This window comes from Methylobacterium sp. C1, assembly GCF_001854385.1.
Taxonomy (GTDB): Bacteria; Pseudomonadota; Alphaproteobacteria; order Rhizobiales; family Beijerinckiaceae; genus Methylobacterium; species Methylobacterium radiotolerans.
In genome coordinates, this window is record NZ_CP017640.1 from 5199359 (window position 1) to 5224824 (window position 25466).

Annotated in this window: 24 protein-coding genes; 14 read left to right on the forward strand and 10 right to left on the reverse strand. The window is 73.3% G+C overall.

What is annotated here, in order from left to right; translation table 11 throughout:
* Positions 1-34: 34 nt before the first annotated feature.
* Complete coding sequence (locus tag BKE41_RS24030; protein WP_012321530.1) at positions 35-1324, reverse strand: polysaccharide biosynthesis/export family protein; 1290 nt, start codon at positions 1322-1324, stop codon at positions 35-37.
* Positions 1325-1671: 347 nt separating this feature from the next.
* Here BKE41_RS24030 and BKE41_RS24035 point away from each other — a divergent pair, with 347 nt between their 5' ends.
* From BKE41_RS24035 to BKE41_RS24065, 7 genes are read left to right on the forward strand one after another with little or no spacing between them, the layout of a single operon-like run.
* A complete protein-coding gene (locus BKE41_RS24035; RefSeq protein ID WP_012321531.1) occupies positions 1672-2220 on the forward strand; it encodes an acyltransferase in 549 nt (182 codons plus the stop codon).
* A 13-nt stretch (positions 2221-2233) separates the two neighbouring features.
* Complete coding sequence (locus BKE41_RS24040; RefSeq protein WP_012321532.1) at positions 2234-3262, forward strand: Gfo/Idh/MocA family oxidoreductase; 1029 nt, start codon at positions 2234-2236, stop codon at positions 3260-3262.
* Positions 3259-4374 (forward strand): DegT/DnrJ/EryC1/StrS family aminotransferase, encoded by a 1116-nt coding sequence (locus tag BKE41_RS24045; RefSeq protein ID WP_024828699.1) that lies wholly within the window; start codon positions 3259-3261, stop codon positions 4372-4374. The genes BKE41_RS24040 and BKE41_RS24045 overlap by 4 nt, the downstream gene beginning before the upstream one ends.
* On the forward strand, positions 4358-5389 hold the full coding sequence (locus BKE41_RS24050; RefSeq protein WP_024828698.1) for an NAD-dependent epimerase/dehydratase family protein: 1032 nt from the start codon (positions 4358-4360) through the stop codon (positions 5387-5389). The genes BKE41_RS24045 and BKE41_RS24050 overlap by 17 nt, the downstream gene beginning before the upstream one ends.
* Complete coding sequence (locus BKE41_RS24055; RefSeq protein WP_071000190.1) at positions 5386-6522, forward strand: DegT/DnrJ/EryC1/StrS family aminotransferase; 1137 nt, start codon at positions 5386-5388, stop codon at positions 6520-6522. Before BKE41_RS24050 ends, BKE41_RS24055 begins: the two co-directional genes overlap by 4 nt.
* Positions 6519-7319 carry a polysaccharide deacetylase family protein gene (locus BKE41_RS24060; protein ID WP_058606246.1) on the forward strand — a complete coding sequence of 267 codons (801 nt, stop codon included), beginning with the start codon at positions 6519-6521 and terminating at the stop codon, positions 7317-7319. The genes BKE41_RS24055 and BKE41_RS24060 overlap by 4 nt, the downstream gene beginning before the upstream one ends.
* Positions 7316-8284: a glycosyltransferase family A protein gene (locus tag BKE41_RS24065; protein WP_012321537.1), complete on the forward strand. Its 969-nt coding sequence runs from the start codon at positions 7316-7318 to the stop codon at positions 8282-8284. The genes BKE41_RS24060 and BKE41_RS24065 overlap by 4 nt, the downstream gene beginning before the upstream one ends.
* A 298-nt stretch (positions 8285-8582) precedes the next feature.
* Here the strand turns inward: BKE41_RS24065 and BKE41_RS24070 are convergent, their stop codons facing one another.
* The 3 genes from BKE41_RS24070 to BKE41_RS24080 are packed head-to-tail and all read right to left on the reverse strand — an operon-like array spanning position 8583 to position 12424.
* Complete coding sequence (locus tag BKE41_RS24070; RefSeq protein ID WP_012321538.1) at positions 8583-10277, reverse strand: glycosyltransferase; 1695 nt, start codon at positions 10275-10277, stop codon at positions 8583-8585.
* A 15-nt stretch (positions 10278-10292) separates the two neighbouring features.
* The gene (locus BKE41_RS24075) at positions 10293-11528 is read right to left on the reverse strand and encodes an ABC transporter ATP-binding protein (RefSeq protein WP_029361107.1); all 1236 of its coding nucleotides are present in this window, start codon (positions 11526-11528) and stop codon (positions 10293-10295) included.
* Positions 11528-12424 carry an ABC transporter permease gene (locus tag BKE41_RS24080; RefSeq protein ID WP_024828696.1) on the reverse strand — a complete coding sequence of 299 codons (897 nt, stop codon included), beginning with the start codon at positions 12422-12424 and terminating at the stop codon, positions 11528-11530. The genes BKE41_RS24075 and BKE41_RS24080 overlap by 1 nt, the downstream gene beginning before the upstream one ends.
* Positions 12425-12726: 302 nt before the next feature.
* Here BKE41_RS24080 and BKE41_RS24085 point away from each other — a divergent pair, with 302 nt between their 5' ends.
* From BKE41_RS24085 to BKE41_RS24100, 4 genes are all read left to right on the forward strand, one after another.
* Positions 12727-13794 (forward strand): glycosyltransferase family 2 protein, encoded by a 1068-nt coding sequence (locus BKE41_RS24085; protein WP_024828695.1) that lies wholly within the window; start codon positions 12727-12729, stop codon positions 13792-13794.
* A gap of 244 nt (positions 13795-14038) precedes the next feature.
* Positions 14039-15550, forward strand: coding sequence for a 2,3-bisphosphoglycerate-independent phosphoglycerate mutase (gene gpmI / locus BKE41_RS24090; RefSeq protein WP_041372804.1), 1512 nt, complete (start codon positions 14039-14041; stop codon positions 15548-15550).
* Positions 15551-15676: 126 nt separating this feature from the next.
* Positions 15677-17092, forward strand: a complete 1416-nt coding sequence (locus BKE41_RS24095; protein WP_053620563.1) for an oligosaccharide flippase family protein — start codon at positions 15677-15679, stop codon at positions 17090-17092.
* A gap of 10 nt (positions 17093-17102) precedes the next feature.
* Complete coding sequence (locus BKE41_RS24100) at positions 17103-18344, forward strand: GNAT family N-acetyltransferase (protein WP_058606242.1); 1242 nt, start codon at positions 17103-17105, stop codon at positions 18342-18344.
* On the opposite strand, the gene BKE41_RS24105 is transcribed toward BKE41_RS24100, so the two are convergent.
* From BKE41_RS24105 to BKE41_RS24120, 4 genes are all read right to left on the reverse strand, one after another.
* Complete coding sequence (locus BKE41_RS24105) at positions 18280-18636, reverse strand: hypothetical protein (RefSeq protein ID WP_071000191.1); 357 nt, start codon at positions 18634-18636, stop codon at positions 18280-18282. The two genes, BKE41_RS24100 and BKE41_RS24105, sit on opposite strands and share 65 nt — an antisense overlap.
* Before the next feature lie 18 nt (positions 18637-18654).
* On the reverse strand, positions 18655-18882 hold the full coding sequence (locus tag BKE41_RS24110; protein WP_012321546.1) for a hypothetical protein: 228 nt from the start codon (positions 18880-18882) through the stop codon (positions 18655-18657).
* Between the two features lie 400 nt (positions 18883-19282).
* The gene (locus BKE41_RS24115; protein WP_053620565.1) at positions 19283-20710 is read right to left on the reverse strand and encodes a protein adenylyltransferase SelO; all 1428 of its coding nucleotides are present in this window, start codon (positions 20708-20710) and stop codon (positions 19283-19285) included.
* A gap of 205 nt (positions 20711-20915) precedes the next feature.
* Positions 20916-21365, reverse strand: a complete 450-nt coding sequence (locus tag BKE41_RS24120) for a tRNA (cytidine(34)-2'-O)-methyltransferase (RefSeq protein ID WP_024828690.1) — start codon at positions 21363-21365, stop codon at positions 20916-20918.
* A 176-nt stretch (positions 21366-21541) separates the two neighbouring features.
* Here BKE41_RS24120 and BKE41_RS24125 point away from each other — a divergent pair, with 176 nt between their 5' ends.
* On the forward strand, positions 21542-22045 hold the full coding sequence (locus tag BKE41_RS24125; RefSeq protein ID WP_071000192.1) for a PRC-barrel domain-containing protein: 504 nt from the start codon (positions 21542-21544) through the stop codon (positions 22043-22045).
* Positions 22046-22150: 105 nt separating this feature from the next.
* Positions 22151-22732 (forward strand): SCO family protein, encoded by a 582-nt coding sequence (locus tag BKE41_RS24130; RefSeq protein WP_012321550.1) that lies wholly within the window; start codon positions 22151-22153, stop codon positions 22730-22732.
* 27 nt (positions 22733-22759) lie between these two features.
* On the opposite strand, the gene BKE41_RS24135 is transcribed toward BKE41_RS24130, so the two are convergent.
* A complete protein-coding gene (locus tag BKE41_RS24135; RefSeq protein WP_024828689.1) occupies positions 22760-23401 on the reverse strand; it encodes a PilZ domain-containing protein in 642 nt (213 codons plus the stop codon).
* 230 nt (positions 23402-23631) lie between these two features.
* On the reverse strand, positions 23632-24231 hold the full coding sequence (locus BKE41_RS24140) for a PAS domain-containing protein (protein WP_012321552.1): 600 nt from the start codon (positions 24229-24231) through the stop codon (positions 23632-23634).
* 347 nt (positions 24232-24578) lie between these two features.
* Between BKE41_RS24140 and BKE41_RS24145 the strand changes: the two genes are divergently transcribed.
* A complete protein-coding gene (locus BKE41_RS24145; RefSeq protein ID WP_058606240.1) occupies positions 24579-25400 on the forward strand; it encodes a rhomboid family intramembrane serine protease in 822 nt (273 codons plus the stop codon).
* Positions 25401-25466 lie beyond the last annotated feature (66 nt).

Below are 25466 nucleotides of genomic sequence, written 5' to 3' on the forward strand. Positions count from 1 at the left end.
CGGCCCGATGGGCGCGTCGAGCCGGGGTGGTGGGTCAGTTCTGGCCGGCCCCGTCGCCGACGCCCCGCATGGCGGGATCCGGCTTGAGCGCGATCTCCACGACGTCGCCCGGCAGGAGCGCCGTGTCCTCGGCGGCGTCGATCTGCGTCTTGGACGGGCCGCTCTGCCGGTAGACGGCGATCGCCGCCTGCGCCCGGCTTCCGGACAGGAGCTGCGCCCGGAGGGCGCCGGTGTAGACCAGCTTGTCGTTGATGCTGTTCAGGCGCGACCGGTACGTCGCGAGGTTGTTCTCCGCGACTTGGAGCTTCTCCAGGGCGTCCATGGCCTGCACGTCGTCGACCCGCTCGAGCTTGCGGCCGACCTCGCTCTTGTCGCGCTCGAGCTGGGTGAGCTGGACCGTCGTCTGCAGGGCGCGGGTCGAGGAGAGCAGGACGGCGCGCCGCGCGTCGGTCAGGCGCGTCGTGACGACCGCGCCGCGCTGGAACAGCGCCCGCACCGTGTCGTAATCCTCGGCGTCGGCGGTGACGCCCTCCTTCTCCTTGGCCTGCTGCTCGCTGAGGCTGGCGAACTGCGTCTGCGTCCGGTTGAGGGACCGCTGCAGGTGGTCCTTCTCCTTGGCGATGTCGGTCATCTGCACCCGGAGCTGCTGCTCGGCGAGCTTCTGCGCGGGGGTCGCGCGGCTGCCCGGGGCGACGTCCGCCGGCGGCGGGGACTTGTCGCCCCGCGACGCGGCGACGATCGCCTTCAGGCGCCAGATCGTGGCGGATTCCCGCTGGATGCTCGCCCAGGTGCTGTCGTACTCGGCGCGCAGGTTCGCCGTCTCGACGACGGGGTTCTCCATCCTGAACCGCAGGAGGTTGTAGCCGCCCGCCAGGGCGATGGCCTGCCGCACGGTCATGCCCGGGTGGAACGGGTGCTCGCCCTGCTTGGTCACGTCGCCGCTCAGGTAGACCGGCTGGTACTTCGAGATCCGCACCCCGATCTCGTCGGGCTCGAGCACGGCGATCGATTCCTTGCCCTCGGAGTTGCGCTGCCGCACCGCCTTGGCGGGCAGCGCCTTCTGCAGGCTCTGGCGCAGCTCCGCGACGGTGAGCCCGGCGGCCGGCACGTCCCCGAGCAGCGGGACCATGACGGTGCCGTCCGTGGAGACCGTCGCCTCCTGCTTGAAGGTCGGGATGCTGAGGGCCGTGACCTCGATCGTGTCGCCGGGACCGATGCGGTACTCCGCGGCCGCCGGCAGCGCCGACAGGGCGAGCAGGCACGCCGCGAGACCGGTGCGGGTGGTGGCGCGGGTGGCCGCGGTCTTCGTCGACGTCTTCGACACGCATCGTCCCCTTGAGGCTCGCCCTCGGAGCCCGGGCGCGGCGGTCGAGCGGCGGGACCGCGCGCCGGCCTCACGGGCTCCTGAGGGCTGAGACGGCATGATGCGTAACGGCCGAGCCGGCCGGGACCCCTCCAAAAGGCGGGCGCGCGCATCCATGCCGGGGCGGGGGCTTCGCCTTTCGGCGTAGCCCCCCTGTCCGGAACGGCGCGCCGGGGCCGGGAGGGGCCGCCCCGGATGGGCGCCGTTCGCCTTTCGACGGACGAACCGCATCGAAAGCCTGGGTTCCCGGCCGTCCGCAGCTCTGTGCAGTTTTGACGCACAGAAGTTGTGCGGAAGGAGCGGCGGTTATGCCGATTACCGATGCGGATATTGGGTCAGATGTGGGTATCTTCTACCCGGATCTAGTCAATATTTATGGATGTCGAATCGAAAGCGGTTCGCGCATCGGCCCCTTCGTCGAGATCCAGCGCGGCAGCCGGATCGGCCCGCGCTGCAAGATCTCCTCGCACAGCTTCATCTGCGCGGGCGTCTCGATCGGGGCCGAGGTGTTCGTCGGCCACGGCGTGGTCTTCACCAACGAGCTGTATCCGGAAGCCACCAACGCGGACGGCAGCCTGAAGCGGGACGGCGAGTGGGAGCTCGTCGAGACCGTGGTCGAGGCCCGCGCCTCCATCGGCTCCAACGCCACCATCGTGGCGGGGATCACCATCGGCGAGGGCGCCCTGGTCGGCGCCGGTGCCGTCGTCACCCGGGACGTCCCGGCCTTCGCCATCGTCGCCGGATGCCCCGCGCGGGTCGTCGGCGACACGCGCACCAAGCGCGCCGAGAGCGCCGCGCGCGCCCGTTCCGTCCAGTCGCCGCGGCCCGAGCCGGCCGAGCCTCTGCAGGTTGCTTGAGGGGAATGCAGTCATGATCTCGATCGGTATCGTCGGCTACGGCTACTGGGGGCCGAACCTCGCCCGGTGCACCTCGGAGAGCGAGCGCTGCCAGCTGGTGGCCATCGCCGACCAGTCGCCCGCCGCACTCGCCCGGGCCGGCAAGCGCTACCCCGCCGTCCAGCTCCATCAGGACTGGCGCGACCTCGTGGCCGATCCCGCGATCGACGCCGTCATGGTGGCGACGCCCGTGAGCTCGCACTTCGAGATCGCCATCAACGCGCTCCGGGCCGGCAAGCACGTCTTCATCGAGAAGCCGATCACGCCCTCGGCCTTCGAGGCCCGGCTGCTGATCGAGGAGGCGGCCAAGCGCAACCTGACCCTGATGGTCGACCACACCTTCGTCTACACGGGCGCGGTCGAGAAGATCCACGAGCTCGTCACGACCGGCGCCATCGGCGACGTGTTCTACTACGACTCGACCCGTGTGAATCTCGGCCTGTTCCAGCGCGACGTGAACGTGATCTGGGACCTGGCGGTCCACGACCTCGCCATCCTCGACCACATCCTGGACCTCGCCCCGGTGGCGATCTCGGCGAGCGGCACCGGCCATTTCAGCGGTCGCCCCGAGAACATGGCCCACCTGACCGTCTTCTACCCGCGCGGCGTCGTCGCGCAGATCAACGTCAACTGGCTCGCGCCCGTGAAGGTGCGGCAGACGCTGATCGGCGGCAGCAAGAAGATGATCGTCTACAACGACCTCGACCCGATCGAGAAGGTCAAGGTCTACGACCGCGGCGTCACCGTCGGCGGCGGCTCGGACGACATCACCGAGCTGATGGTCTCCTACCGGACCGGCGACATGTGGTCGCCGCACCTGTCCTTCCGCGAGGCGCTGATCGTCGAGATCGAGCACTTCGCCGACTCCATCGAGAACGGCACCGCGCCCATGACCGACGGCCACAGCGGCCTGCGCGTCGTCGAGATGCTCGAGGCCGCCATGCGCTCCCTGCGCCAGAACGGCCACCCCATCGACCTCATGCCACTTGCGAGGGCCTCGTGATCCCCTTCCTCGACCTCAAGGCGCAGTACGCGGCGATCGGCGGCGACGTCGAGACCGCGGTTCTCAACGTCCTGCGCAGCGGCGACTTCGTCCTCGGCCCGGCGGTCAGCGCCTTCGAGGCGGCCTTCGCCGAGGCCTGCGGCGCCCGCCACGCGATCGCCGTCAGCAGCGGCACCGCGGCCCTGCACCTCGCCCTCCTCGCCCTCGACATCGGTCCGGGCGACGAGGTGATCACGGTCTCGTCGACCTTCGTGGCGACGGTGGCGGCGGTGCTGTACGCCGGCGCCACCCCGGTCCTCGTCGACATCGACCCGGTCAACTGGACCATGGACCCTGCCCTGGTCGAGGCGGCGATCACGCCCCGCACCAAGGCGATCCTGCCGGTGCACCTCCACGGCCGGATGGCCGACCTCGACGCCCTGGGCGCCATCGCCCGGCGCCACGGGGTCGCCCTCGTCGAGGACGCCGCCCAGGCGCACCTCGCCGAGCGCGCCGGCCGCAAGGCCGGCACGATCGGGGATATCGGCTGCTTCAGCTTCTATCCCGGCAAGAATCTCGGGGCCTACGGCGAGGGCGGCGCCATCGTCACGGACCGGGACGACCTCGCCGCGGCGGCCCGCTGCCTGCGCGACTGGGGTCAGCAGGGCAAGTACAACCACGTCCGCCACGGCTTCAACCTGCGCATGGACGGCGTCCAGGGCGCGGTGCTGGGGGTCAAGCTCCCGCACCTGGAGGCCTGGACCCGCGCCCGCCAGGCGGTGGCGGCGGAGTACGGCGCCCGTCTCGCGGGCCTCGGACTGGAGCTGCCGGCCCCCGCCGGGCTCGACCACGTGTTCCACGTCTACGCCGTGTCGACGGCGGACCGCGAGGGGCTGCGCCAGTACCTCAACGCGGCCGGCATCGCCACCGGCATCCACTACCCCGTCCCGGTCCACCGGCAGCCCGCCTACAGCCACCTCGACGACGGCGCCGGCCGGCTGCCGGTCACCGAGCGGCTGGCCGCCCGGACCCTGTCCCTCCCGATGTTCCCCGAGATGACGTCCGCGCAGATCGACACCGTCTGCCGGGCCGTCACCAGCTACTGCGAGGTCGCCGATGCCCAAGCTGCGTGAGGTCACCAAGGGAAGCCGGTTCAGCGGCGACCTGCGCGGGACCCGGATCCTGGTCACCGGCGGATCGGGCTTCATCGGCTCCCACATCATCGACCTGCTGGTCGAGGCCGGCTGCGACGAGATCGTGGCCATCGACAACATGATCCGCGGCCGCCCCGAGAATCTCGGGGACGCCCTCGGCTCCGGCCGCGTCCGCCTCGTCCAGGGCGACATCCGCGACCGCGCCCTGATGGACACGCTGATCAAGGGCACCGACGTGGTGTTCCACCAGGCGGCCCTGCGGATCACGCAGTGCGCCGCGGAGCCGCGCCACGCCTTCGAGGTGATGGCCGCCGCGACCTTCAACCTGCTGGAGAGCTGCGTCGAGGCCGGCGTCGCCAAGGTGGTGATGGCCTCCTCGGCCTCGGTCTACGGGATGGCGGAGGTCTTCCCGACGACCGAGAAGCACCACCCCTACGACAACCGGACCCTGTACGGCGCCGCCAAGTCCTTCGGCGAAGGTCTGCTGCGCTCGTTCAACGACATGCACGGGCTCGACTACGTCGCGCTCCGGTACTTCAACGCCTACGGCCCGCGGATGGACCTGACCGGCCGCTACACCGAGGTCATGGTCCGCTGGATGCAGCGCCTGGCCGAGGGCCAGTCGCCGATCGTCTTCGGCGACGGCCTGCAGACCATGGACCTCGTCCATGTCCGCGACATCGCCCGGGCCAACATCCTGTCGGCGATCTCGCCGGCCACCGACGTGGTGCTCAACGTCGGCACCGGCGTCGAGACCTCGCTGGTCGACCTCGCCGGCCACCTCACCCGGATCATGGGCCGGGACGGCACGCCGCTGATCCACGAGGCCGAGCGGGCCGTGAACCCGGTGCCCCGGCGTCTCTGCGACACGAGCCTCGCCAAGGAGCTGATCGGCTTCGAGGCGAAGATCGGGGCCGCCGAGGGCCTCGCCGACCTCGTCGCCTGGTGGCAGGACGAGTCCCGCTCCGAGCATCTGCGGCGGGCGATGGCATGATCCCGATCGCCAAGCCCGAAGTCGGCGACTCCGAGGCCGAGGCCGCCGCCGCCGTCGTCCGCTCCGGATGGCTGACCCAGGGGCCGCAGGTCGCGGCCTTCGAGACGGAGTTCGCCGCGACCGTCGGCGCGCCCCACGCCTGCGCGGTCTCGAACTGCACGACCGCGCTGCATCTCGCGCTCCTCGCCGTCGGGGTCGGCCCCGGCGACGAGGTGGTGACGGTGAGCCACAGCTTCATCGCCACCGCCAACGCCGTCGCCCAGTGCGGGGCGACGCCGATCTTCGTCGACATCGACCCGGCCACCTTCAACATGGCTCCGGACGCCGCCGCGGCGGCGATCACCGCTAAGACGAAGGCGATCGTCTGCGTCCACCAGATGGGCATGCCCTGCGACCTGGAGGCGATCGCCGCGATCGGGCGCCGGTCCGGCATTCCGGTGATCGAGGACGCGGCCTGCGCCATCGGCTCCGAGCGGCTCCAGGGCGACGTCTGGCGGCCGATCGGCAGCCCGGCGGGCGACATCGCCTGCTTCTCGTTCCACCCGCGCAAGGTGCTGACCACCGGCGACGGCGGCATGATCACCACCGCCAGCGCCGCGTGGGACCGGACCTTCCGGCTGCTGCGCCAGCACGGGATGAGCGTCTCCGACATCGCCCGCCACGGCAGCGCCCGGGTGGTGATCGAGGAGTACGCCATCGCGGGCTTCAACTACCGGATGACGGACGTGCAGGCGGCCATCGGCCGGGAGCAGCTGAAGCGGCTGCCCGACCTGATCGCCCGGCGCCGCGCCCTCGCCGACGGCTACCGCGCGCGGCTGGCCGACCTTCCCGGGGTGACGCCGCCGCCCGAGCCGATGGGGCTGCGCAGCAACTGGCAGAGCTACTGCGTCCGCCTCCCGGACGACGCGGACCAGCAGGCGGTCATGCAGGCGATGCTCGACCGGGGCATCGCCACCCGCCGGGGCATCATGTGCGCGCATCTGGAGCCGCCCTACGCGGAGGCGCCGCGGCGGTTCGCGCTGCCCGAATCCGAGCGGGCGCGCGACCACGCGATCCTGCTGCCGCTCTACGCGGCGATGACGGAGGCGGAGCAGGATCAGGTCGTCGACGCCCTGCGCGACGCCCTGCGATGATCCCCGCACCGGTCAAGAGCCTCGCCCGGACGGTCGGCCTGACGCGCCCGCGCGTCGCCGCCGCCCGGATGGCCTGCGAGCGCACGACGCTCGCCCTCGCCCGGATCCGGCGGCCGGCGCCGGGCGGCCGCATCCTCTGCTACCACTCGGTGGGCCAGTCGGAATGCGGCGTCAACGACGTCAGCCCCGCGCGCTTCCGCCACCAGCTCGAGCGGGCGCTCGGTCTGGGCTACCGCTTCGTGCCGGCGGCCACGATCGCCGACGGGCGCGGCGGCGCGCGGGATCTCGCCGTCACCTTCGACGACGGCTGGCGCAGCGTCCTCAGCGGGGCGGCGCCGGTCCTCAGCGATCTCGGGATCCCCTGGACCCTGTTCGTCGTGTCGGGCTGGCTCGACCGGCCCGAGAGCGCGCCGCCCGGAATCCTGGGCTGGCGCGCCATCGAGGCGCTCGCCGCGAACGGGGTCGAGATCGGCAGCCATTCCGTGACCCACCCGGATTTCGGGCGCCTCAGCGCGGAAGAGGCGGCCGAGGAGCTGGAGGAATCCCGGCGCGCCATCGGGGCCCGCCTTGGCGTCCTGCCCGACTCCTTCGCGATCCCCCTGGGGCAGTCGGCGAACTGGACGCGGGCGGCCGCCCACGCGGCCCGGGAGGCGGGCTACCGGATCGTCTACGCGCAGGCGGTGGAGACCCGTCCCGCCGGAACCGTGGCGCGCAGCTTCGTCACGCAGTTCGACAACGATCTCGTCTTCGGTGCCCTGCTCCGGGGCGCCTACGACGCCTGGGAGGAGTGGGTATGAACCGACCCGCGCAGCGCCGCGTCTCCGTCGTGGTGCCCACCTGCAACCGGCCCGCCTTCCTGCGCGAGGCCCTGGCGAGCATCCGCGCCCTGGAAGGCCCCGACCTCGCCTTCGAGATCATCGTCGGCGACAACGGCGAGCCGGGGCCGGCCGCCGAGGTCGCCGCCGCGTTCGGCGCGATCCACGTCCCGGTCGACCGGCCCGGCGCCGGCGCGGCCCGCAACGCCGGCCTGACCCGGGCGAGCGCGCCCTACGTGGCGTTCCTCGACGACGACGACGTCTGGCAGCCGGCGCATATCCGGGAGCATCTGCGCCTGTTCGAGGCCGATCCGGAGCTCGGGGTCGTGTTCGGGCAGATCGTCACCGCCGACCACGACCTCGTGCCGACCTACGGCCCCTGGCCGCCGGAACTTCCGTCCGACAAGGGCGCGCTGCTGCGCCGCATGCTGAGCGGCTACTTCCCGCAGATCGGGGCGACCGTGGTGCGCCGGACCGTCGTGGACGCGATCGGCCTGTTCGACGAGGCCCTGCTCGGCGATCAGGACTGGGACTGGCAGCTGCGCGCGGTCCGCGGCCACGGGGTGGGCTTCGTCGCGGCGCCCTGCGTCCATTTCCGGCAGCGGCCGGCGGGGACCTTCGACCGCCTGATCGCACGCCGGATCCACTTCACCCGCGTGGTCTTCCGACGCCACGCGCCGGCGCTCGGCGTCTCGCGGATCGCGGCCCTGCGGCTCTATTTCGGGACCGTGCAGGGTTACTACGACGCCCTGCTGGACGCCACCGAGGCCCACATGGCCCGCGGCGACCGCCGCGCGGCCGCGGGGGCCTTCCTCACGGCTTTCCGCCTGATGCCGCACCGGGCGATCCGGCAGGCCTTCCGGCCGACGCGCGTGCGCGCGGCCCTGCTGGCGCTGGCCGCTGGGCCGGCAGCCCGGCCGCTGACCGCCGACCCGAAGACGCGCTGAGCCGGACGGGACTGTCGCTCCGCGGCGCGGGCCTCCCCGGGGCCCGGCCGCCGGAGCGCGCTCGCTGTGTCCCTGTCGTACCCGGCGCGCGCCGCCGCCCGGGAGGCCGCGCCGTCCTGCGAGGCTCGACCGCCGCTCCCGGCGAAGCGCGGGCCGTCGCGGCGGACGCCCGTGAGGGCCCGGAGACGACCGCTCCGGCCTCCGGCGCCGCGCGAGTCGGAGGGGACCGCGTCGCCGGTCGCGACGCGCCCCGTCCCCGCATGACCGACTTGCGGCCGCCCGGGCCCAGGTGGCGGCCTCAGGTGCTGGGGACCTGCGCCCGGACCCGCATCGGGCCGAACCGGTCCTTCACGTTGCGGACCAGCCATTCCGGGAGGAGCAGCCGCACCGGTTCCCAGAGGCCGGAGAAGTCGCCCGCGCGGCGCAGGACGAGCCAGGAGGCGACGCGCTGGCGCAGCGGCAGCATGCCGATGTAGTTCTTGGTCATCTCCGACACGGGGAAGTCCGAGCCGAACATGTCCTGGTGGCGCAGGTCCGGCTCGCCGAGATGGGGCGTCTCGGCCGGGCCGGCCGCGTCGGTCTCCGGGGGCAGCCGGGGCAGGGCCCGCGCCTGCGCGTAGATCGCGTCGAGTCCCGCCAGCCAGGCGGCCGGCGCGTAGAGGCCGGCGACCGCGGCGGCGCTCTCGGCGCCCGCGGCGTCCCGCGCGGCGGCGTCGGTGATCAGCGCCGTGAGGTGGGCCTCGTAGGCGGCCTGGTCGTGGGCGACCCGGGCCGTGACGTCGAGCCCCGGATGGTTGATCGCCACGATCTCCGCCGCCGCGGGGGCCTCGAAGCGCGTGACCAGCGGCAGCCCGTAGGCGGCGGCCTCCAGCATCGAGGTCGACGACACGAACGGGTAGGAATCGACGTAGATGTCGGCCGCCTCGAAGAAGACCCGCGGGTCCGGCAGCTCAGCATGGGCCGTGATGCGCCCGCCGGTGGCGGCCCGGGCCCGTTCCCAGTCGGCCCGCTCGCCGGGGCCGACCACGATGAGCCGGGCCTGCGGATGCGCCGCGAGGAGGTCGACGTGGCGGTCCGCGTAGGTGACCGCCCCGACGTTGCGGTACTTCGCCCCCCGGGCCACCGAGACCAGGAGGACGCTGTCCTCCGGGACACCGAGGGCCCGTTTGGCCGCGCTGCGGGTTCGCTGGCGCTCGGGCAGGGTGATCAGGGTCGGCAGCAGGAGGCTGCGGGCCGGATCGACGCCGCGCCGCGTGACGGCCAGCCGGCGCGCGGCCTCGCGCAGGTTGATCACCGCGTGACTGATCCGCGTCCCGATCCAGAACAGGTGGTCGGCGTGGTTGAGGAGCAGGACCGGCGGGCTCTTCGCCGGATCCGCGAAGGCGATCAGCGGGACCACGTCCTCGCAGTGGATGTGCAGGACGACGACGTCGTAGCCGCGCGCGATCTGGCGCAGCTCCCGCGCCCAGGCGAGCTTGTCGCCCTTGTGGTGGTTCAGGTGGTGGATCCCGCCGCCGCTCTCGCGCACCGCGGCGGTGATCCGCGCGTCGACCGGGCCGCGGTGCTGGGTCAGGGCGACGCCGTTGACCCGGTCGCGGTCGGCGCCGATCCAGAGCGCGAGCATCTTGGTGAGGCCGCCCACCGGGGCGAGCTGCGTGCAGACGTGGAGGACGCGCCGGTACGGGGCCCCGTCGGCGCCCGCGCCGTGCCGGGCGTCGCCGCCGCCGTCGAGGGTTCGGCCGATCCCGGTCATCAACCGTTCGAGGCGCGGGCTCGCGAACACGCCGCAGTGCCGGTGCGCCGCCAGGGTCGCCGCGATGGCGGTCTCGACGGCCGCGCCGGCCCGGTCGCCGGCTGCCGCGAGGCGCTCCGCGTGCCGCACCCGGGCATCGAAGGCGGCGAAGTTCGACCGGATCCGCCCGGCGCGGGACGCCGTCCCGCCCGCGGTTCCCCCATCGCCGTCACGGCAGAGTTCCGACGCGCCTTTGACCATCACGCCCTCCGGGCCTCAGCGCTGCGACGCGGCGCCGTACGTTGTCCAGGTCCCCGCCTCGTGGAACACGCCGAAGACGTCCGGCGCGAAGACGGGGTGCTCGATGTGGAAGCGGCCGCCGATCTTGGCCGCGAGGAGCCGCTCGAAGCCGCGCTGCCGGACCACCACCGAGACCGTGTAGGTGTCGGCGGTCAGGGTCAGCGGCGGCGTCAGCAGCTCCACCTCGCCCTCGCCCGAGAGGGCGGTCAGGCCGGCGCCGTCCGCCTGCGTGCTGAAATTGCAGCAGAGCAGCTCGTCCGACCGGGTGATCGAGAACAGGACGTGCGGGTCGGCGACCGGCTCCGCGGCGCTGTAGCGGGCCCGGATCCGCATCCGCTCGCCGTGGCGGAACAGCGTCCGCGGCGCGCCGGATTCGTCGGCGATCGTCACGTCGCTGATCCGGACCGGCAGGTCGCCGGCGTCGGGGCGGAACCACGCGGTGTCGGCGAGGTAGCTGTCCCGCTCGTAGTGGGTCAGGCCCTCGTCGGTGGGGCCGTCATAGGCGACGCGGCCGCCCTTGATGTAGATCACCCGCTCGCACATGGTCTTGATGCTGAACATGTTGTGCGAGACCAGCAGGATCGTCGAACCCTTGCCCTGGAGCCGTCGGGCGAAGTCCATGCACTTGCGCTGGAAGGTGTAGTCGCCCACCGCCAGCACCTCGTCGAGGAGCAGGATGTCGGGCTCGAGATGCGCGGCGACCGAGAAGGCCAGCCGGACATACATGCCGCTGGAGTAGCGCTTCACCGGCATGTCGATGAAGTCGCCGATCTCCGAGAACGCGACGATCGCGTCGAACTTCGCGGCGATCTCCCGGCGGTCCATCCCGAGGATCGAGCCGTAGAGGAAGATGTTCTCGCGGCCGGTCAGCTCCCGGTGGAAGCCGGTGCCGACCTCGAGCAGGGCCCCGACCCGGCCCTCGAGGCGGATCCGGCCGGTGGTCGGCGCGGCGATCCGCGACAGGAGCTTGAGGAGCGTGCTCTTGCCGGCGCCGTTGAGGCCGATGATGCCGACATTCTCGCCGTGCCGGATGCCGAAGCTGACGTCCTTCAGCGCCCAGAAGCTCTCCTGCGATGGGCGGGCGGCGGAGCGGCGGGTCACCAGGCCGCGGACGCCCTCGCTCAGCGCGTCGCGCAGCGAGTTCTGGTGCGCGGCGCGCGGGGCGCGCCAGTACTGCTTGCCGATATCCTGTACGCTGATTGCCATCGACATCAGATTACATCCGCGAAGGAGCGCTCCATGCGCTGGAAGAAGATCAGTCCGCTGACGAGCAGGGCGAGCGCGGCCGTGACCGAGACGGCGACCGCGAAAACGTCGGGCGGCGTGCCGCCCAGGATGGCGAAGCGGAACGCCTCGATCAGGCCGACCATCGGGTTGAGCGCGTAGATCCAGCGCACCGAGGCGGGCACGATGCTCGACGCGTAGACGATCGGCGAGGCGTACATCCAGATCTGGATCAGGAACGGCAGCGTGTGCTTGATGTCCCGGAAGCGGACGTTGACGGGCCCGAGCCAGAGGCTCACCCCGAGGGCGAGCATCGCCGTGACGATCAGGGTCGGGACGGCCAGGAGGAGGTGCCAGTCCGGCACCGCCCCGTACCAGGCCATCAGGGCCAGCAGCACGCCGAGGGCGATGGCGAAGTCGACCATCGGCGACACCACCGTCGCCAGCGGGATGACCAGCCGCGGGAAGTAGATCTTGCGGATGAGCTCGGCCTCCGCCACGAGGCCGTTGGCGCTGCGCCGCACCGCCTCGGAGAAGTACGTCCACAGGACGACCGCGCTGCCGGCGAAGAGTGCGTAGGGGGCGCCGTCGGTGGGGATCTTGGCGAAGTGCCCGAAGATCACCGTGAAGATCAGCACGGTGAAGAGCGGCTGCGCGATCGCCCAGGAGGCGCCCATGGCAGTCTGCCGGTAGAGCACCTTCAGGTCCCGCAGGATCAGGACGCGCAGCAGGTCGCGATACTGCCAGAGGCCGACCGCGTCGAAGGCGACGATCCGGTCGTCGGGCGCGATCTCGGTCACCCGCAGCGTCGACGGGTCGGTCCGCTGTTCGGCCGGCCCGCGCTCCGACGTGCCGAGGGCAAGCGCATCCAGAGATTTCATCATTCGAGGCGGTCCCGCATGACGCTCTGAGCCCGTGGTCGAGCTCGGGGGACTCGGTGCGAATCGGAAGTTGTGCCGTCCGGTCGTCCCGCCGGAACGGGCTATCATCGCGGTGCGGCGGTCCGAATTACACCTTTCGTCGTATCGGTCCGGCCGACTGAAGTGGTGGTTGTGATCAACGACCGTAATCGTAGCCAATCACGTCAAATGAGACCTCGGGGGGCGCCGCGCGCGGCGCCGGTCCCCGTCCGGGACGACCGGCTCTGATCGGCCGGCGACCGGGGCCAGGTTTCGGGAGAACCGCCATGCAGGACCCCGTGAGCGCCGCCGGCGCTCCGCTCGTGACGATCGCCATGCCGGCCCTGAACGAGGCCGCGCACATCGCCGACGCCATCGCGTCGGTGCTGCCCGACCGGGACGCGATCGCCTGCGAGCTGCTGGTGCTGGACGGCGGCAGTCGCGACGACACCTGCGCGATCGTCGCCGCCCTGAGCGTCCGGGACCCGCGCATCCGGCTCGTCCACAACGAGCGCCGCATCCAGGCGGCGGCGATCAATCTCGCCGCGCGGCTGGCGCATCCCGCCTCCACCTACCTCGTCCGCGCCGATTGCCACGCCGTCTATCCGGAGGGGTTCGTGCAGAATCTCGTCGGCACGATACGCCTGCGCGAGGCCGTCTCGGTGGTCGTGCCGCTCCGGACCGTCGGGGTCACACCGCTGCAGCGGGCGATCGCGGCCGCGCAGAACAGCCGCCTCGGCAACGGCGGCTCGGCCCACCGGCAGGGTGGGATCTCGGGCTACGTCGCCCACGGCCATCACGCGGTCTTCGACCGGCGCGAGTTCCTGCGGGTGGGCGGCTACGACGAGACCTTCACCCACAACGAGGATGCCGAACTCGACCGGCGGCTCTGCGCCGCGGGCGGGCGGATCTACCTCGCCGCCGAGCTCGCCATCACGTACTTCCCGCGCGCCTGCCTGGGCAGCCTCGCCCGGCAGTACCTCCACTACGGGCGCGGCTGCGCGCGGACCCTCGAGAAGCACGCCAGCCTGCCGCGCCCGCGCCAGATCCTGCCGGCCCTGGTCCTGCTCTACGCCGTCGCGGCCCTGCCGCTGGCGGCCCTGATGCCCGCCCTGCTGCTTCCCCTGCTGCTCTATGCCGGAGGCTGCGCCCTGAGCGGCCTCGCCCTGGCGCTGAAGGCGCGGGAGCCCGTCCTGGTGATGAGCGGCCCGGCGGCCGTGACCATGCACCTGTCCTGGGCGGCGGGGTTCCTGTCCTACCCGGGCTACCGGCGGACGCTGTTCCGGGCCGCCCTGCGCCGGAAGCGCCGCCTGCTCGGCCTGCCGCCGGGATCCGACGCGGCGCGCGTCAATTGACCGGCTGAGGCCCCGTCGTCCGCGCGCCCGGCCTGTTCGGGGCGCGGACGAGGCGTGTCAGAAACCCGACGCTCTCACGCATCCGTCGCCCGTTGGCCCTTCGGGGCGGTGGTCTCGCGCGGCCAAGGCGATTATCGACACGCGCAACGATCCGGCCGCGCAGAGGGCCCGGAGACCGGCCGCGCGCCGCGCGCGGCAGCCCAGGAGAGTTGTGACCGTGCCCGACAGTACCCCGCGTCCCGTGATGCTCGTGATCCTCGACGGCTGGGGTCTGCGGGACGCCGTGGCCGACAACGCCGTCCACCAGGCCAGGACCCCGGTCTTCGACGCGCTGATGCGGGAGCGTCCCCGGGCGCGGCTGAAGACCTTCGGCGCCGATGTCGGCCTGCCCGAGGGTCAGATGGGCAATTCCGAGGTCGGCCACCTCAATATCGGGGCGGGCCGGGTGGTCCTGCAGGACCTGCCGCGGATCGACGCGGCGGTCGCCGACGGCTCCCTCGCCCGGAACCCGGCCCTGATCCGGTTCATCGAGGCGCTGCGCGCGTCGGGGGGAACCTGCCACCTCGTCGGCCTGCTGTCGCCCGGCGGCGTCCACGCGCACCAGGACCACGCCGTGGCGCTGGCGCGCGCGCTGACGACGGCCGGCATCCCGGTCCGGCTCCACGGCTTCACCGACGGGCGCGACATGCCGCCCCGCTCCGCCGCCGCCTGCATCGCCGACGTCGAGGCGGCCCTCCCGAAGGGCGCCCGCATCGCCACCCTGTGCGGCCGCTATTTCGGGATGGACCGCGACCGGCGCTGGGAGCGGGTCCAGAGAGCCTACGACGCCCTCACGGAGGCGCGGGGAACCCGGTTCGAGCGGGCCGGGCAGGCCGTCGCCGCGTCCTACGCGCAGGACGTGTCCGACGAGTTCATGCAGCCCGCGATCATCGGCGACTATGCCGGCATGCGGGACGGCGACGGCATCCTGAGCTTCAACTTCCGCGCCGACCGGACCCGGCAGATCCTGGAGGCGCTCCTCGACCCGGCCTTCGCGGGCTTCGAGCGCGCGCGCGCGGTTCGGTTCGCCGCCGCCCTGGGGATCGTCCAGTACAGCGTCGAGATCGACGCCTTCGCCGAGACCCTGTTCGGGGCCCTCGACCTGCCCAACGGCCTCGGCGAGACCGTGGCCCGGGCCGGGCGCGCGCAGCTGCGCATGGCCGAGACCGAGAAGTACCCGCACGTCACCTACTTCATGAACGGCGGCCGCGAGGAGCCCTTCGCGGGGCAGGACGCGGTCCTCGTGCCCTCGCCGAAGGTCGCGACCTACGACCTGCAGCCGGAGATGTCGGCGCCGGAGCTCACCGACCGCGCCGTGGAGGCGATCGGCTCCGGGCGCTACGACCTCATCATCCTGAACTTCGCCAACCCCGACATGGTCGGCCATACCGGCAGCCTCGCGGCGGCCGTGAAGGCGGTGGAGACCGTCGACACCTGCCTCGGCCGCGTCGTCGAGGCGGTGACGGCCCAGGGCGGGGCGCTGCTGGTGACCGCCGATCACGGCAATTGCGAGATGATGCGCGATCCCGAGACCGGCGAGCCCCACACCGCCCACACCCTCAACCCGGTGCCCGCCGCGCTCGTCGGCGTCGACGGCGTGACCCTGGCCGACGGACGGCTCGCCGACGTGGCGCCGACGCTCCTCGACCTGATGGGACTGGACCAGCCGGCCGAGATGACCGGCACGTCGCTGATCCGCCCGCGGGGCCAGGGCTGAGGGCCGGCGGCACGCCGCCTGCAACGGCCGGGCTGTCATGCGCGCCGTCCCTGCGTTACCTCCCGCCACGGGCCGGTCTGTCCCAGCGTGGTGCGAGGTCGTGGTGCGTCTGACCGGTTCTAGGACATGATCGCCCGGCACAGCCTGATCTACGTCGGCTCCCGGGGCTTCGCGGCCGCCCTGAACATGGCCTCCGTGGCGGTGTTCACGCGGCTCGCGCCGGTGGAGAGCTACGGCACCTACCTGTACGTCCTGTCCTGGGCACTCGTGCTCTACGGGGCGACCTGCCAGTGGCCGAAATTCGCGTTCTTCGCCCTCTACGACGAGGCGCGCGAGCCCGCGCAGGTCGGCACCGTGGTGCGGATCCTGGGCGGCACGCTGCTCCTCGCCGGGCTCGGCAGCGCGCTCGCCGCCGCCCTCGGCCTGATGCCGGCGCGGATGGCGGCCGCGATCCTGGCGCTGGCCTTCGGGACCACCCTGTTCGAGGGCTCCACCGAGATCGCCCGGACCCGCCTGCGGGCCGGGGCGGTGGCGGCCTCGGTGATGAGCCGCGCCGTCCTGATCCTGGCCCTCGGCAGCCTGGCGCTGCACCTCTCGCAGGATCCCCTGCACCTCGCCTGCGCGGTGGCGGCCGCGAACGCCCTGGCGTCGCTCCCGGCCGCCGCCACGATCGCCCCGATGATGCCCGGCCGCGGCAGCCGGGCGGAGGCCCTGCGGTTGTTCGCCTACGGCTGGCCGCTGGTGCTGTCCTTCGGGACGGCGGCGCTCGCCCAGAGCCTCGACCGGCTGATCATCGCCAAGACGGTGGGGCCGGCGGGGCTCGGCGCCTACGGGGCCCTGGCCGACTTCCTGAAGCAGAGCTTCATCGTGTTCGGCGAGGCGATCGCCCTGTCGCTGATCTCGATCGCCAAGCGCGAGGCGCGGGTCGGCGGGATGGCGGCGGCCTCCGGGGTGCTGCGCGACGCCGCCCGGGCCATGACGCTGATCGCGGCCTTCGGGGCGGTGTTCTTCCTGTGCTTCGACGATCTGGTCGTGGCGGTGCTGCTCGGGCCCGACTACCGGGCCGAGGCGCGCGAGCTCGCCCCGGTGCTGATCCTGGCGAGCATCCTGATGATGTTCCGCGCCTACTACTTCGGGCAGGTGATCTACTTCGCCCGCTCCAGCGGCCTGGAGGCGGCCGCCGCCTTCGCGACCCTCGCCACCGTCGCCGCGCTGTCGCTCCTGCTGATCCCGCGCTTCGGCGCCGCCGGGGCGGCGCTCGCCTTCGCGGGCGGCCAGAGCGCGGCCTGCCTCGTGCTGGTGCTCGGCGCCCGCCGGACCGGCACGACGATGCCGCTGCCGCTCGCCGACATGGCCGGCATCGCCGGGATCGCGCTGGCCTGCGGCGCGGTGAATGCCGGCATCGCCCTGGTCCCCGGCGGGCTGATGCCGCCGGGGCAGGCCCTGCGCCTCGTCCTGCTCGCCGCCGCCGCCGGGGTGACGGCGTGGCGCTACGACGTGCTCGGCTTCGCCGGCGCGATCCGTCACCGCCTCGCGGCCTGACGGTCCCGCGATGGCAGGCCCCGCGTCAGGCACCCCATCGGACACGGCCGCGCTTCCCGGCGGGCTCGTGGCGGCGGTCCGGCCCCTCGACGGGGCGGCGCCCTGGGTCCCGGCCTGGCGGGCCCTGGGCCGGGCGAGCCTGGTGCGCAACCCGTTCTACGAGGCGGGCTACGCCCTGGCGGCCCGCGACGCGTTCGGGGCGGGCGTCCGGCTCCTCCTCGTCGCCGACCGGCCCCCCGAGGCCGCCGGGGCCCGGCTCGTCGCCGCTTGGCCGTTCCGGCCGTCGCGCCGCCGCTGGGGCGTGCCGCTGCCGCTGCTCATGGGCTGGACTCACGGCTACGCCCCGTTCGGGGCGCCGCTCCTCGACGGCACCGCCCCGGAGGCCGCCCTGGCGGGGCTGCTCGCTGCGCCGGGCGCCCTCGGCCTGCCGCCGCGCCTCCTCCTGCCGAACGCCCCGGCCGACGGCCCCCTGCCGGAGCTCCTGGCGGCGCGGGGCGGGCGCCGCGCCGCCTTCTGGCCGCACGACCGCGGGCTGCTCGACCTGACCGGGCTCGGGCCAGAGGCGCGGGCCGCCTATCTCGGGCACCTCTCCGGGCAGCGCCGCCGCAAGCTCCGCCGCGCCCGCGCGCGGCTGGAGGCTGCGGGGCCCGTGACCTTCGACATCCTCGCCGCGCCCGACGCCCTCGGCCCGGCCCTCGAGGCCCACGTCGCCCTCGAGGCCGCCGGCTGGAAGGGGGAGGCCGGCACGAGCCTGGCGCAGCGGCCGGCGGAGGTCGCGTTCCTGCGCGCCGCGCTGGCCGATCTCAGTGCCGATCTCGGGGCCGATCGCGGGGCCGCGGACGGCGTGCGGATCGCGCGCCTGCGCCGGGGCGACCGGCTCCTGGCCTCCCTGATCCTGCCGGTCACCGGCCGGGAGGCCTGGGTTCTGAAGATCGCCAACGACGAGACGCGGCCGGAGACCGCGCCGGGCGTCCAGCTCGTCCACCGGCTGACCGAGGCGGTGGCCGCGGGCGACTGGCCGATCGACCGGATCGATTCCTGCGCGCCGCCGGGCTTCGCCCTCGGCACCACCTTCTGGTCCGCGCGCCGGCCGATCGCCCATCTCCTGGTGGAGGCGGGCCGCGATCCGCTGTTCCCGGTGGCCCGGATCCTGGAGCGGGCCCGGGAGGGCGTCGCCCGGGCCCGCGTCACCATCCGAAGCGGGCGATCTGCTCCAGCCGCGCCCGCGTCGCCGCCGCGTCGCGGCCCATGACGGCGATCCGCCCGGACAGGTCGTAGCAGGTCGCGCAGAACGGCAGCTGCAGCAGCGCGTACCCGTCGTCGCGCGCCCGGGCGACGGAGGCGACGAGGCAGGGCAGGACCGGCCCGTCGGGCGGTCCGGCGAGGCATTCGGCCCGGGGGCTGCCGAAGGCCGGGCGGTTCGGCCAGGTCAGGAGGAGCGTGGTGCCGCCCCGGCGGTCCGGGGCCGGCGGCAGGGTGTAGCTGCGCAGGAACAGCGCGCAGGCCGCGAGGACGAGGATCGGCAGGATCAGGGCTGTGCGCATCGGCGGGCTCCGGACGCCTCAATCCCCCACGTCGAAGCGCGTCCGATAGAACACCTCGCGGCCGGCGCCGTCGATCACCCGGACGGCCTCGGCCGGCTCGCCCGAGCGCTGCGGCACCCGCGCGCGGGCGAACAGCCGCAGGGCCCGTTCCTGCGCGCTCTCCAGGCTGCCGACCCGCACGGAGATCCGCGTCTGGATCTCGTCCGGCTCCGGTCCGAGGACTTCGATGTGGAAGGTCTCGCGCACGGGTATCCGCCTGATCGAGGGACGTTCAGCGCCGGATATCGGGATCCGGCCGGCGGCCGCCATAGCATGTTCCGGTCGGATACCGGGTTCGGCGCCCCGCGTGGGCTGACCGCGCCGCGCTGTCGGGGCGCCGCGCGGCGATTCCTGGGCGCCGCGCCGCAGGCTCGGTCTCGGCACGAAGGCCAATTGCCCCGCGGCCCGCCGCGGCCCTAAGAGGACCGCTCCGCCCGAGGAGACATCACCGGAGCAACCCCGTGGACCCGCTCAAGGCCGCCGCAGCGACCCTGCTCTGCCTCGCCCTGTTCTGGCTGGCCTTCCGGCTGACCCGGCGCCTGGTCGATCTCGCCATCGCGGGGGGCTACGCCGAGGAGCGCCGGCGACTCGCCGAGGAGGAGGCCGCTCAGGCCGAGGCGGGCACCGTCCCGCAGGCCTCGGCCATCCGGGCCACCGCTTCGAGCTTGGCCTCGAACAGGGACCAGTCGTCGGCCGCGGCGATCGGCGCCCACAACGCCTCCACCTCGTCGATCAGGAGCGTGCAGGGCGCCTCCGCGAAGTAGGGGTGGTCGAGCCGCGCCCCCGGGGCGGGCGCGAGCGGCTCCAGCGCGGCCCGCACCGGCGCGAAGGCCTCGTGCGCGTAGTGGCCGGCGGACGGCCCGGCCTGCGCGCGGGGCGCGCTCGCGAGGCCGCCGTACCAGTCGAAGAAGAACCGCTCGAAGGGCGCCCGCGTCTCGGCGAGGAACCGCCAGACCGCCGAGACCAGCCGGTCGGTCTCCGGCCGCGGCGCCGCGGCGAGGCCGAGCCGGCGGAACAGCGCCTCGGCGAACGCCTCCTGCAGGGCCGGGCCGAAGCCCGAGAGGGCGGCTTCGAGGCGCGCCTGGGGGGCCAGCACCAGCAGGCAGTCGGCGAGCCGGGCGAGGTTCCAGAACAGCGCCTCCGGCTGGCGGCCGAAGCTGTAGAGCCCGGTCTCGTCGAAGTAGGCGGCCGTGAAGTCCGGGTCGAAATGCGGCAGGAAGCGCCACGGCCCGTAATCGAAGCTCTCGCCGGTGACGTTGATGTTGTCGCTGTTGAGCACCCCGTGGACGAAGCCGGCCGCCGCCCACTGCGCCCCCATCCGGGCGACCCGGGCGACCACGTCGTCCAGGAAGGCGACGGCGCGATCCTCCGCGCCGTCGCGCCAGAGTTCCGGCCGGTGGGTCGCGATCGCGTGGTCGAGGAGCCGGGCGATGTTGTCCGGCTCGCCGAGCGCCAGGAAGCGCTGGAAGGTCCCGATGCGGATATGGCCGTGGGACAGGCGCACCAGCACCGAGGAGCGCGCCGGCGAGGGCTCGTCGCCGCGCACGAGGTCCTCGCCGGTCTCGATCAGGCTGAAGCTCTTCGAGGTGTAGACGCCCTGCGCCTCCAGGAGGGCGGTGGCCAGCACCTCGCGCACCCCGCCCTTGAGGGTGAGCCGCCCGTCGGCCCCGCGCGACCAGGGCGTCGTGCCGCTGCCCTTGGTGCCGAGGTCGAGGAGGCGCCCGTCCAGCCGGTCGTGCAGCTGCGCGAACAGGAAGCCGCGCCCGTCGCCGAGGTCCGGATTGTAGGAGCGGAACTGATGGCCGTGGTAGCGCAGGGCCAGCGGCGTCTCGAAGCTGCCCGGTAGGGGCTCGAACCGGCCGAAATGGGCGATCCACGCTTCGTCGGACAGGTTGCCCAGGCCGACCCGCTCCGCCCAGGCCTGATTGCGGTAGCGCAGGATGGTCCGCGGGAACCGGGCCGGGGTGACGGGATCGAAGAAGGCGGGCCCGAGATCGGCGTGGCGCCGGGAAGGCGTGAAGGCGGTGTCGTCCATGCGGCGGCGCGTCTCTCCAGTCGGAAGGTAGACCACGTCCTACCAAGCCGGCGGAACGGGATCCGTTGCGGTTTCCGTCCTTGCGAGCGGAGCGGAGCAAGCCAGCCGGCGCCCCGGTCACGGAGGGCGCGCGGCCCTGGATCGCTTCCGTCCGCTCGCGAAAACGGCGGGAAGCCGTCATCGTGCGCGCTGTCTTAGGCGGCGGTTAGCCCACCTGACGCAGGGCCTCGCCGGCGATCATCGCGGCCGCGACCGCGACGTTGAGCGAGCGCAGGCCCGGCCGGATCGGCACCACGATCCGCGCGTCGGCCGCCGCGTGCACCGCCTCCGGCACGCCGGCGGATTCGCGCCCGACCATCAGGCAATCGTCCGGGCGGAAGGCGAAGTCCGTGTAGGGTACGGCGCCCGCCGTGGTGGCGAGGACGAGCCGGATCCCGGCCTCGGCCCGCCACGCCGCGAAGGCCGCGAAGGAGCGGTGCCGGGTGATCGCCACGTGGTCGAGGTAGTCGAGGCCCGAGCGCCGCAGGTGGCGGTCCGAGACGTCGAAGCCCGCGGGCTCCACGATCTCCACCGCCAGCCCGAGGCAGGCGGCCATGCGCAGCATCGTGCCGGTGTTCTGGGGAATGTCGGGCTGGTAGAGGGCAAGGCGGAGCATGGCGCCGGCCTTGTGCGGGGCGCGGGCCCGGCCGTCAAAGACGCGCCGCGCCGACGCGCAGCCGGCAAACCGCCGCGGCATCCCCGGCCGGCGCCGAGACCGCGCGGAACTTAAGCCCCGCCAGAACCTTGAGGCGGCGCCACCCCGTGTTCGGCCTCTCTGAAAGACCTGCTCCGATGCGCACCCCGCTCCTCGCCTCGGCCCTCCTGCTGGCCGGCCTCGCCACCGCCTCGGCGCAGACCGACGGCGCCAAGCCTGACGGCGGCAGCGCCGCGACCCCGGTTCCCGGTGCGCCCGCCACCATGGCCGACAACCTGCGCCCGACCTTCGTGGCGCAGAATCCCGACGACATGGTCGCCAGCAAGCTGATCGGCTCCAGCGTCGTCAACGGCGCCAACGAGACGATCGGGCAGATCGCCGATTTCGTCCTCGACCAGAAGGGCGCCGTGAAGGCCTGGATCATCGGGGTCGGCGGCTTCCTGGGGATCGGCTCGAAATACGTCGCGGTCGACCCGTCCGTGCTCAAGCTCGACCGCACCGACGGCAAGACCCTCCAGGCGCGGATCGACACGACCAAGGATCAGCTCCGGGCGGCGCCGGAATACGTCTATCTCGGCAAGGAGCCGCCGAAGGGCGCCGCCCCGGCGAGCCCCGCGGGGGAGCCGGCGTCGAAGCCGTAGCGGTCGCGCCGGCGCGGCGCCGGGCGGCCGGCGGCACCGCGCCGGCTTGCCTCCGCGCGCCGTTGTGTGCTGTGCCGGCCTCCCCCGGAGGTCGGAACCCGTCCCATGCGCCGCGCCCTCGTCCCGCTTGTCGCCTTCTGCCTCGGCCTCGTCGGCCTCACCGGGGCGGCGGTGTTCGCGTTCCTGCCCGACAAGGCGCCGGTGGGCGTGCCGAGCGTCGGCGGCCCGTTCACGCTGGTGAACCAGGACGGCCGCACCGTCACCGAGCGCGACTTCGCCGGCGCGACGCACCTCGTGTTCTTCGGCTTCACCCACTGCCCGGACGTGTGCCCGACCACCCTGCAGCAGATCTCCGACGTGCTGGCCGCCCTGGGCCCGAAGGGCAAGACCATGCGGGTCGCCTTCGTCACGGTCGATCCCGAGCGGGACGATCCGGCGAGCCTCAAGACCTACCTGTCGAGCTTCGACCCGCGCATCACCGGCCTCACCGGCACGCCCGAGCAGGTCACCGCCACCGAGAAGGCGTACCGGGCCTACGCCCGCAAGGTGCCGGCCAAGGACGGGGACTACACGATGGAGCACACCGCGCTCGTCTACGTCATGGACGCGCAGAACCGCTTCGTCGGCGCCCTCGACCTGACCCGGCCGGCCGACGAGGTCGCCGCGCAGCTCGCCAAGAAGATCTGACCGCGGGCCGGTCCGGCCGGAGGCGCGTCAGAGCGTCATCCCGGCGTGGAAGCGGTCGGGGGAGAGCGGCAGCAGGAACTGCACGCCGAAGCCGCCCTCGAAGTAGCGCACCAGCCGTCCCGGCGTGCTGCCCACCGTGACGGCGGCGCCGAGGGGCAGCGGCACCGGGCAGGAGATCGCCACGCCCGACATCGAGATGTCGATGAGGCGCGCCCGGATCTCGCGGCCGCCCTCGACGCGCAGGACGACCGCCGTGTTGGTCGGCACGAGGCGCTCGTGCGAGCGTCCCTCCGGCAGGCCCAGCATCTCCCGGTTCGCCAGCCAGGTGAGCTGGGAGGCGAGCTTGTCGCGCTTGCGGGAGGTGGCGTTGAGCTGGACCGCGAACCCGTCCGGGCAGGTGCGGGCGACGACGCCCTCGATCCGGCCGATATGCTCCAGGTAGAGCACCACGCGCTCGCCGACCTCGCCCTTGACCGCGCAGGTCAGCCGCACGCCGCCCGGTGACATGTCCACGGTCTGACAGGGATATTCCCGGCGGTCGGCCAGCATGTAGCGGCCGAGCACGGCGACCCGCACGCGCTGGTGGCGGCGCTGGTCGGCGGCGCCGCGCGCCGGCTCGGCGGCGAGGCCGCGCAGATCAGTTCCAGCGGTGGCCGCGACCGCGATCATTCCGAGTTTGGTCCTGCGCCGGGAGAATGGCCGGTGCAGACTAGGTGCGGACTGTTACGAAACCCTTTTTTCCTGTCTCGCGGTCTATCGGCCTTGTAGAAACATCCACTATCGAGCGCCGTCGCGGCGCGCGCGATCGACTTGTGCGCCGAAGATTTCCGCGGGCGCGCGCGCTGATTCGATCCAACTGGCCGGTGCGGCCCGGGCGTAACCTTGGACGAATACGGTCCTCAGGCACGCCCGCCGGCATGGACGAGGAGGTGGCCGTGCCGGACCGGGCCGGGATAGCCCGCGCTCGTGCGCACGGCGGTGCGGGCGGGCGGGACCGGCTCGGTCCGGCGGCTCGGCAGGATGCGCAGGGAGGTGGTCTCGGCCTCCACCAGCGGGCGCAGGCCGAGCCAGTGCGGCGCGCCGTCGAGGCTGAGGGTGCCGAGGGCGCGGACCTGCGTCCGGCCGCGGTGGCGCAGGGGCAGGAGCAGGAGTTCGAGATCCGCCGCCTCGCCGGCCGCGTTGGTCCCGCGCAGGCCGGCCACGACGCCGAGGGTGTCGCTGGCCACGATCTCGACGATCCGCCACGGATCCGTCGCCCGGGAGCCCCACAGCCGGGCGAAGGGCTCGCCCTTCAGCTCGCGGCCGTACAGGGCGCAGACCCGCGTCCCCGCGAGCCGGATGCTCGCCGAGCGGCTCGGCATGTCGAGCTCCAGGATCAGGCTGTCGGCGAGAAGGTGCCGGATCTCGCCCGGCTCGATCTCGGCGCGTTCCGGCGCGGCCCGTTCTCCGCGCAGGCGCTCCCAATAGGCATGGAGCATGCGGCTGGTGGGATGCTTCATCGGTGTCCCGATTCTCAACGCCTGTGGTTCATCCCCGGATCATTCTGGCACATCCGCGGGGATGCGACCGGCCGATCCGGGCGTTCACCGCGTCCGGGCGCACGGGCCGTGCCGGCCCCGCACCCGCGCGTCGCCGGGCCACCGGCGACGCACCGGGCGGGGGGTAGCGCGTCGTGGCCGGCGACACAATCGTCGCACCCCGCCGGGCGCGCCGCGGTTGCCCGCGGTGGATCCGGCTCGGAGACGGGCCGGTCCGGTGTGGCGGACCGGTATCCGGCCGGTCTTCGCGAGCTTCAATACGTCGCCGGGGCTTGCCCCATCGCGCCGCACCCCGACATGGTGCCGCGATGGATGCCTCCCCCGATTTCCCGCGGCAGAGCCGCGTGCCCGTGTTCAACATGCCGGGCATCGTCACCGCGTCGATCGGGCTGCTCCTGGCGATCCAGGCGGTCCGCGAGTTCCTGCTGCCGGACACCTGGGACATCCGCCTGGTCCTGGACCTCGCGCTGGTGCCGGCGCGCTGGACCCTCTGGTTCGATCCCGGCCGGGCCTCCGAGGTGATCCGCGCCGCCGCCGATACGGGCGATCCCGGCCTGGAGGCCGCCCGCGAGGCCTTCGCCCGCTACATCGTGGGCGAGCACGCGCTCCAGCCCTGGACGCTCGTCACCTACGGGCTGCTGCACGGCTCGTGGATGCACGTGATCTTCAACAGCGTCTGGCTCGCGGCCTTCGGAGCCCCGGTGGCGCGCCGCTGCGGCGCCCTGCGCTGGTGCGTGCTCGCGCTGGCCGGCACGGCGGCCGGCGGGCTTCTCCACATCCTGATCGACCCGCTGAGCGCGGGACCGCTGGTCGGCGCCTCGGCGGGGATCTCCGCCCTGATGGCGGCCGCCGCCCGGTTCGTGTTCCAGCCGCCGGTCTCCGGCTACGGCGCGCCGGCCTGGCAGGTGCCGCCGCCCCGGCCCGCCGAGACGATCCCGGAGCTGCTGCGCAACCGCACCGCGGTGTCGTTCCTGGTGATCTGGCTCCTGACCAACCTGCTCTTCGGCCTCGTCAGCGTGCCGCTCGTCGGCGAGAACGCCGCCATCGCCTGGGACGCGCATCTCGGCGGCTTCATCGCGGGCTTCTTCCTGTTCCCCCTGGTGGATCCCCGGGAGCCGCGCCGGCACTGAGTCCCGGCCCCGGCGCCCGGCACCTTGCCATCCGGCCGGATCGGTCACACACTCGCCACAATGTGA